Origin of the sequence: Sellimonas catena (assembly GCF_027924685.1) — a bacterium.
Lineage (GTDB): Bacteria > Bacillota > Clostridia > Lachnospirales > Lachnospiraceae > Sellimonas > Sellimonas catena.
In genome coordinates this window covers 1-1,002 of the sequence record NZ_BSBO01000100.1, presented here as the reverse complement: position 1 = coordinate 1,002, position 1,002 = coordinate 1, and the positions used below count along the sequence as shown (strand labels likewise).

Sequence of the window (1,002 nt, the reverse complement as noted above, 5' to 3'; positions counted from 1 at the left end):
GATTACATGTCACCAAATGACTTTGAAAAACTATATGAGCAGACACAGACAAACGAACTGCTCTTAGTAAGTTAAGATGAGGATAAATTTCTCATTTTAACTTGCGCTAAATCTTGACATAGGACCACTGCATATTCAGAATCGTCTGTTGGCCAAGGAAAATGAGAAGCTGCCATTTTCCGGGCATGTTGTCGGCATTATGGAGCATTTCCACATCATTAAGCACCTTATAATTGTTACGCTTGTGTGGACGCAGGAAGTTGTAATAGGCAACCCAGAGAGCCAGGTCGTAGTTGGCACCTTCGATGTTGTCAAAGCCGTTTGTTTTCCGGTAAGAAGCCTTATAGGTCCGGTTCAGCCGTTCCACGATCTGTTTGAACGGACGGTATTCTTTTGACACAGCATCGTCGTTGGTAAGTCCCAGGACCTGAGTGATCTGGAAAGTAAAGTTCTTGTCAAATTTCCTGGCGAATTCCATGGCGGCAAGGGGATAAGCACTGTAGCCGTCAGCAATGAATTGAAAGTGTTCCGGGAGTGTTTTCAGCCCCCGGAAGGCCATACGCATGGCGAGGATACAAGGACCAACTCCACGGTTATCGGATACCTGATAACCGATGATGGAACGGCAGGCAGCGTTCATAATGAGCCAGACGTAGGTTTTGATGCCGCGGACTTTGATGTAGGTTTCATCGGCGATAAATGTCTCCCCTTTGTGATAGGGATACTGATCTACAAAAGGCTTGATGCAGACAGCGGCAGTTTTGCAGTAATTGGCGATCTGCTGATGGGAGATCTGGATGTTATAGAGATCTTTGAGGGCCTGGCTGGTTTTGCGAAGTGACAGACCAAGGTTGATGTGCAGCGTCAGACACAGAGACATGACGTGTGCATTGTGCTTACTGAATTTCAGGGAAGAAGCGTTCTTTGGCAGGGTAGATAAATCCATGCTGAAAAAATCTATCGTGAACTGACGGTAGATATAGTGAAGCTTATATTTATTTT

Annotated in this window: 1 protein-coding gene; it reads right to left on the bottom strand. The window is 45.5% G+C overall.

The features are described from left to right. Positions 1-106 precede the first annotated feature (106 nt). A partial coding sequence (locus Selli1_RS18210) for an IS66 family transposase (RefSeq protein ID WP_281874515.1) occupies positions 107-1,002 on the bottom strand: 896 nt, incomplete at its 5' end.